This window comes from Kaistia sp. MMO-174 (assembly GCF_037147815.1).
Classification (GTDB): domain Bacteria; phylum Pseudomonadota; class Alphaproteobacteria; order Rhizobiales; family Kaistiaceae; genus Kaistia; species Kaistia nematophila.
The window spans coordinates 634,737-641,374 of sequence record NZ_JBBCUO010000003.1; the positions used below are offsets into that span (position 1 = coordinate 634,737).

The 6,638-nt window shown below is 66.5% G+C and carries 5 protein-coding genes; 4 read left to right on the top strand and 1 reads right to left on the bottom strand.

What is annotated here, in order from left to right:
• Nucleotides 1-89: 89 nt before the first annotated feature.
• Complete coding sequence (locus tag WFK98_RS14995; RefSeq protein ID WP_336800780.1) at nt 90-2,189, bottom strand: bifunctional rhamnulose-1-phosphate aldolase/short-chain dehydrogenase; 2,100 nt, start codon at nt 2,187-2,189, stop codon at nt 90-92.
• 292 nt (nt 2,190-2,481) lie between these two features.
• Between WFK98_RS14995 and WFK98_RS15000 the strand changes: the two genes are divergently transcribed.
• From WFK98_RS15000 to WFK98_RS15015, 4 genes are all read left to right on the top strand, one after another.
• A complete protein-coding gene (locus tag WFK98_RS15000) occupies nt 2,482-3,273 on the top strand; it encodes a DeoR/GlpR family DNA-binding transcription regulator (protein WP_266340819.1) in 792 nt (263 codons plus the stop codon).
• A 75-nt stretch (nt 3,274-3,348) separates the two neighbouring features.
• Nucleotides 3,349-4,857 carry a sugar ABC transporter ATP-binding protein gene (locus WFK98_RS15005; protein WP_266340820.1) on the top strand — a complete coding sequence of 503 codons (1,509 nt, stop codon included), beginning with the start codon at nt 3,349-3,351 and terminating at the stop codon, nt 4,855-4,857.
• A 5-nt stretch (nt 4,858-4,862) separates the two neighbouring features.
• Nucleotides 4,863-5,843: an ABC transporter permease gene (locus tag WFK98_RS15010; protein WP_442907421.1), complete on the top strand. Its 981-nt coding sequence runs from the start codon at nt 4,863-4,865 to the stop codon at nt 5,841-5,843.
• Nucleotides 5,844-5,850: 7 nt separating this feature from the next.
• Nucleotides 5,851-6,638 (top strand): ABC transporter permease (locus tag WFK98_RS15015; protein ID WP_336800782.1); only part of this gene is annotated, 788 nt, incomplete at its 3' end.

Sequence of the window (6,638 nt, forward strand, 5' to 3'; positions counted from 1 at the left end):
CCCCCGCGAAGGCGGGGATCCATCCAGCCCGAATGCCTCAGGCTGGATGGATCCCGGGTCAAGCCCGGGATGGCGGCGAGATCAGGTGCTTACCTGGTGAACGAGATGACGTTGCCGGCATCCACGTTGATGATGTTGCCGGTCGACTTGTTCGACAGGTCGGCGGCGAGGAAGTAGGCGGCCTCGGCGATGTCCTCCGGGAACACGCTGCGCTTCAGGAGCGAGCGGTTGCGGTAGAACTCCTCGAGATCGTCCTCGCCGATCTTGTTCGACTCGGCGCGCTGCTGGCGCCACTCGCCCTGCCAGATCTTCGAGCCGCGCAGCACTGCGTCCGGATTGATAGTGTTGACGCGGATGCCGAACGGCGCGCCTTCCAGCGCCAGGCAGCGGGCGAGATGGATCTCGGCCGCCTTGGCGGTGCAATAGGCCGAGGCGCCGGCCGACGCCGCGAGGCCATTCTTCGAGGCGATGAAGACGATCGAGCCGCCGAGCTTCTGCGTCTTCATGATCCGATAGGCGGCGCGCGAGACGAGGAAATAGCCGGTCGCGAGGATCGCGATGTTCTTGTCCCAGGTCTCCAGCGTCGTCTCCTCGAACGGCGCGGCGGAGGAGATGCCGGCGTTGGAGACGAGGATGTCGATGCCGCCAAATTCGATCAGCGTGTCGTGGAACGCCTTGTCGACCGCGCCTTCGCTGGTGACGTTGGCGATGACGCCGCGGATATTGTCCTTGCCGTACTTGGCGCCGAGGCCGGCGACGGTCGAATCGAGTGCCGCCTGGTCGATGTCGGCGATCATGACGACCGCGCCTTCCTGCAGGTAGCGGACGGCGGTGGCCGAGCCGATGCCGCCGGCGCCGCCGGTGATGAAGGCGATGCGGCCGGCGAGCGACTTCGCCTTCGGCATGCGCTGCAGCTTGGCTTCCTCGAGCAGCCAGTACTCGATGTCGAAGGCTTCCTGCTCCTTCAGGCCGACATAGGTCGAGACCGTCGAGGCGCCGCGCATCACGTTGATGGCGTTGACGTAGAACTCGCCGGCGATGCGGGCGGTCGCCTTGTCGCGGGCAAAGGTGATCATGCCGACGCCGGGCACCAGGTAGACGACGGCGTTGGGATCGCGCATGGCCGGGCTGTTGGCATGCTTGCAGCGCTCATAATAGGCGGCGTAGTCGGCGCGGTAGGCGTCGAGCGCGCCGTCGAGGCCGGCGAGCACCTCATCGAGATTGTCCTTGGCCGGGTCGTAGTCGACGACCAGCGGACGGATCTTGGTGCGCAGGAAATGATCGGGGCAGGACGTGCCGAGCGCCGCCAGTGAGCGAAGCTGAGCGGAATTGACGAATTCGAGCACGGCCGGCTGGTCGTCGAAATGACCGATCTTCGATTCCGTCTTGCCGATGCGGCCGCGGATCTGCGGCATCAGGGCGGCTGCGACGGCGCGGCGCTTGTCGGCATCGAGCGACTGCGCGACGGCGCCGCCGAAGATCGCCTTGCCCTCGGTCTCCTTGGCGAACCAGGCGATCGCCTTGTTGATGATCTCGAGCGTCAGTTCATAGGCGTCCTTGGCGGTGTCGGCCCAGGTGAACAGGCCATGGCTCTCGAGCACCACGCCCTTGGCGTTGGGGTTCTCGTTGGCGAACTTCGACAGCCACAGGCCGAGCTCGAAGCCCGGGCGCTTCCACGGCAGCCAGCCGATGGTGTCGCCATAGATCTGCTTGGTCAGTTCCTTCGAATTCTCGGACGCCGCGATGGCGATGATCGCGTCGGGATGCATGTGGTCGACATGCTTGTAGGGCACGTAGGCGTGCAGCGGCGTGTCGATCGAGGCGGCGCGCGGGTTCAGGTTGAAGGTGCAATGCGGCAGGTAGCCGACCATCTCGTCTTCGTGCTCGAGGCCGCGATAGATGCCCTTCAGCGCTTCGAGCTTGTCCTGGTAGAGGGTCGAGAAGCCGTCGAGCTTCATCGAGCCGACGTCGCCGCCCGAACCCTTGACCCAGAGCACGGTGACGTCCTGGCCGGAGAGCGGGTCCTTCTCGACGACCTTGGCCGAGGTGTTGCCGCCGCCGAAATTGGTGATGCGCTTGTCGGAACCGAGCAGGTTCGAACGATAGAGCAGCAGCTCGGATTCGCTCAGGCCGGCTGCCTTGGCGTCGTCCCAGCGATTGTCGAGGAGGTGCGAAGCGGAAGAGGTCATGATCGGAGTTGCTCTTGATCGGTCGCCGCTTCGCATGGCGCGAGCGCATTCGGATCGGCGAACCATCCACGGGGGACGTCGCTCGGCCATTCGAGCCGAGGACCACGCAATTGCGGCCCATGATCTGTCAGCCGAGCCGGCGCTTGTCAATCAAAAGCAGTCAGATCAGAGCGATATCGCACTGCGATATGATCGATATTGATCATTTTGCGCCGCATCATTATCGATGATGATCGTTTCTGATTGACAATCATCGGAAAGCTTGGAAAATCCCGGCCAGTCGGAGGGTCGCATGCACGAAATCGAGCGTCACAGGATCATCCTCGGCGAGGTGGCCGAGCGCCCCGTCGTCACGGTGGCGCAACTGGTCAGCCTGACGGGCGCCTCCGAGGCGACGATCCGACGCGACATCACCGCGCTGAACGACATCGGCCAGCTGCGCAAGGTGCGCGGCGGCGCCGAGCGGCTGCATGGCGAGAACGGCATCGGCAGCCTGATGACGCCGGCCTTCGAGGAAACCCGGCTGCAGAACCTCGCCGCCAAGCGGGCGATCGCGCGGGCCGCCGCAAACCTCGTCGAGGACGGGGAATCGATCATCGTCAATGGCGGCACCACCACCTATTGCCTCGGCCCCTACCTCGCCGACCGCAAGCTGCGCGTCCTGACCAATTCGCTCGATCTCGCGCTCTACCTGATCGCCAATGGCGACTGCCAGGTCGTGCTGCCGGGCGGCGACGTCCATCGCGAGCAGCGCATGGTCGTCAGCCCCTACACCAGCGACACGGTGATCGAGCATTTCTACGCCGGCAAATATTTCCTCGGCGCCCACGCCATCCGCCGCCAGGGCCTGATCGAGGGCGATCCCGTCCTGATCAAGGCCGAGCAGAAAATGCTGAAGCAGGCCGAACAGGTGATCGCGCTCGTCGACGGCTCGAAGTTCCAGCCGCGCGGCAGCCTGATCCTCTGCCCGCTGACCCAGCTCGACCGGGTCATCACCGACACGTCCGCCCCGCAGGAAGCCTGCGACATGCTTCGGGATGCCGGCGTCATCGTCGACGTCGTGGAGGTCCCGCCGGAGAGCTGACCGACCGATACCTTGCCAATCCCGGCCAACAACAAAAACCGGCACAAGCCGGACGTTCAAGGGAAACGCCAAGTTATGCAGCCGATCCTCGCACTCGACGGGGTCTCGAAGTCGTTCGCCGGCGTGCACGCGCTGAAGAACGTCTCCTTCGACGTCCGACCGGGCGAAGTGCATGCGCTCATGGGAGAGAACGGCGCCGGCAAGTCGACGCTGATCAAGGTCATGGCAGGCGTCCATGCCCCCGATAGCGGCGACATCCGCGTCAATGGCGAGAAGGTCCGCTTCGCCTCGCCGCGCGAGGCCCGCGCCGCCGGCATCGCCACCGTCTACCAGGAACTCCTGCTCTTCCCCGAGCTCTCCGTGGCGGAAAACATCTTCCTCGGCCACGCGCCGCGCACCACGATGAACGCGCTCGACTGGACGAAGATGCGCAACGAGGCGCGCCGCCTGCTCGACGACCTCGACAGCCATGACCTCGACGTCGACGCCCGCGTCGGCAGCCTCTCGGTCGCCAACCGCCAGCGCGTCGAGATCGCCAAGGCGCTGTCGCAGGACGCCCGCGTGCTGATCATGGACGAGCCGACGGCGGCGCTCGCCGACGCCGATGCACGCCGGCTGATGGACGTCGTCCGCCGCCTGCGCGACCGAGGCGTCGCCATCGTCTATGTCTCGCACCGCATGCCCGAAATCTTCGCGCTCGCCACCCGCGTCACCGTGCTGCGCGACGGCGCCTATGTCGGCACGCACGACATCGGCGACATCACCGAGGCCGAGCTGGTCTCGATGATGGTCGGCCGGCCCGTCGACCAGCTCTTCCCCAAGGTCGACGCCGAGATCGGCGCGCCGGTGCTGGAACTGCGCCAGGTCGGCTATCGCGACGAGGTCGAGAACGCCTCGTTCACCCTGCGCGCCGGCGAGATCGTCGGCATCGCCGGGCTGATCGGCTCGGGCCGCACCGAGCTGGCGCTCACCATCTTCGGCATCACGCCGGCCACCTCCGGCGAGATCCTGCTCGACGGCAAGCCCATCGCCATCACCAGCCCGAAACAGGCCCGCGACCTCGGCATCGCCTATGTGCCGGAAGACCGCGGCCTGCAGGGCCTGATCAAGTCGCAGACGATCCGCGAGAACCTGTCGCTCGCCCTGCTCGACCGCATCTCGACGGCAACGATCGTCAACCGTGCCCGGGAATCGAGCCTGGCGCGCGAACTGATCAAGCGTTTCGGCATCCGCGCCCGCGGACCGGAGCAGCGCGTCAAGCAGCTCTCCGGCGGGAACCAGCAGAAGGTCGTGCTGGCGAAATGGGTCGCGACCGAGCCGCGCGTGCTGATCATGGACGAGCCGACGCGCGGCATCGACGTCGGCGCCAAGGCGGAGATCCACGCCCTGATGAGCCGGCTCGCCGGCCAGGGCCTGGCGGTGCTGATGATCTCGAGCGAGCTGCCGGAAGTGCTCGGCATGAGCGACCGCGTCCTCGTCATGAACAATGGCCGCATCGTCGCCGAATTCGACCGCGCGCAGGCGACGCCCGACAGCGTCGGCGCCGCCATGATGCAGACCCAGGACCTGGCGGAGGTGGCGTGATGTCGATGTCTGCTCCCACCGTCGCCCGCACCGCGCCGGCGATGCACCCGATGAAGCGGATTGCCGCCTATGGCCAGGAGTTCATCCTGCTCGGCGCCATCATCGTGCTGTTCATCGTCGTCGGCATCACCAATCCGCGCTTCTTCGGCGCCAACAACATCACCAACATCTTCGCCGGCAACGCTTATATCGCCGTCGCGGCGATCGGCATGTCGCTGGTGATCATCTCCGGCCATATCGACGTCGCGGTCGGCTCGCTGATCGGCGTGCTGGCGACGATCTCGGGCACGCTAGCGGTGAACGGCTATCCGATCTGGCTCGCCTGGCTGACGCCGGTCGTCATCGGCATCGCCGTCAATGCCGGTGTCGGCGCGCTGGTCGCCTATCTCCGCATCCCCTCGATCGTGGTGACGCTCGGCATGCTGTCGATCCTGAAGGGCGGCCTGATCAGCGTCACGGCCGGCGCCTGGATCACCAACCTGCCGGAAGGCTACCTGATCTCGCAGTTCCGCCTGCTCGGCGTCCCCTCGCCGGTCTGGTTCATGGTGATCCTGACGGCGCTGGTGGCGTTCTGGATGCGCTATTCCGGCTTCGGCCGGACGATCTACGCCATCGGCGGCAATGTCGAGGCGGCGCGCGTCGCCGGCATCCAGGTCGAGCGTTCGACGGTGATCGTCTTCGCCATCCACGGCGCCTTCGCCGGCATCGCGGCGGTGCTGTTTGCCACGCAGCTGCAGGTGATCCAGTCGACCGTGCCGCCGAACCTGGAGCTGACGGTGATCACCGCCTCCGTCGTCGGCGGCGTGTCGATCCTCGGCGGCACCGGCACGGTGATCGGCTCCACCCTGGCGGCCATCCTGTTCGCCGCCATCGCCTCCTCGCTCATCTTCCTCAACGTCTCCGCCTATTGGCTGCGCGCCGTGCAGGGTCTGCTGATCCTGATCACCGTGCTCGCCGACATGGCGCGTCGACGCCGGCTCCGGTGACGATACGATGACCGCAACCCTTCGCTCCCTGCTCCGGCACGAAACGATCCTCGCGATCCTGCTCGTCATCGTGCTCTTCGCGCTCGCAAGCCAGTCCGACCGCTTCTTCACCACGGCCAACCTCCTGAACCAGGGCCGGCTGATGGCCGAGGTCGGGCTGGTGGCGCTGGCGATGACCTTCGTCATCGTCACCGGCGGCATCGATCTCTCGGTCGGCTCGATCCTCGGCCTGACGGCGATCCTGCTCGGCGTGTTCTGGCACAATCTCGGCATGCCGCTCCCGGTCGCCATGGTGCTCGCCGTCGTCGCCGCCGGCATCGGCGGCCTCGTCAACGGCGTGATCATCACCCGCTTCAAGGTGCCGCCGCTGATCGCGACGCTGGCAACGCTCGCGCTCTATCGCGGCCTTGCCGAAGGCATCAGCCAGGCCCGCTCGGTGCGCGGCTATCCCGACTGGTTCTTCGTTCTCGGCCAGGGCGACGTCTGGGGCGTGCCGACGCAGCTCTGGATCCTCGGCGCCCTCGTCATCGTCGCCGGCGTCATCCTCGGGCTCACCACGTTCGGCCGCGCCACCTATGCGGCCGGCGCCAACGAGACCGGCGCGCGCTTCTCGGGCATCAGCGTCGATCGCACCAAGCTCCTGATCTACACCGCCTCCGGCCTCGTCGCCGGGCTCGCCGGCGTCATCTTCGTCTCGCGCGTCTCGACGACGCGCTCCGACATGGGCACCGGGCTCGAGCTCGATGTCATCACCGCGGTGGTTCTCGGCGGCACGTCGATCTTCGGCGGCCGCGG

What these genes read in the sequence shown, in the direction of transcription:
- WFK98_RS15005 (WP_266340820.1), top strand. Translation starts at nt 3,349, where the DNA reads ATGCAGCCGATCCTCGCACTCGACGGGGTCTCGAAGTCGTTCGCCGGC.
- WFK98_RS15010 (WP_442907421.1), top strand. Translation starts at nt 4,863, where the DNA reads ATGTCTGCTCCCACCGTCGCCCGCACCGCGCCGGCGATGCACCCGATG.
- WFK98_RS15000 (WP_266340819.1), top strand. Translation starts at nt 2,482, where the DNA reads ATGCACGAAATCGAGCGTCACAGGATCATCCTCGGCGAGGTGGCCGAG.
- WFK98_RS14995 (WP_336800780.1), bottom strand. Translation starts at nt 2,189, where the DNA reads ATGACCTCTTCCGCTTCGCACCTCCTCGACAATCGCTGGGACGACGCC.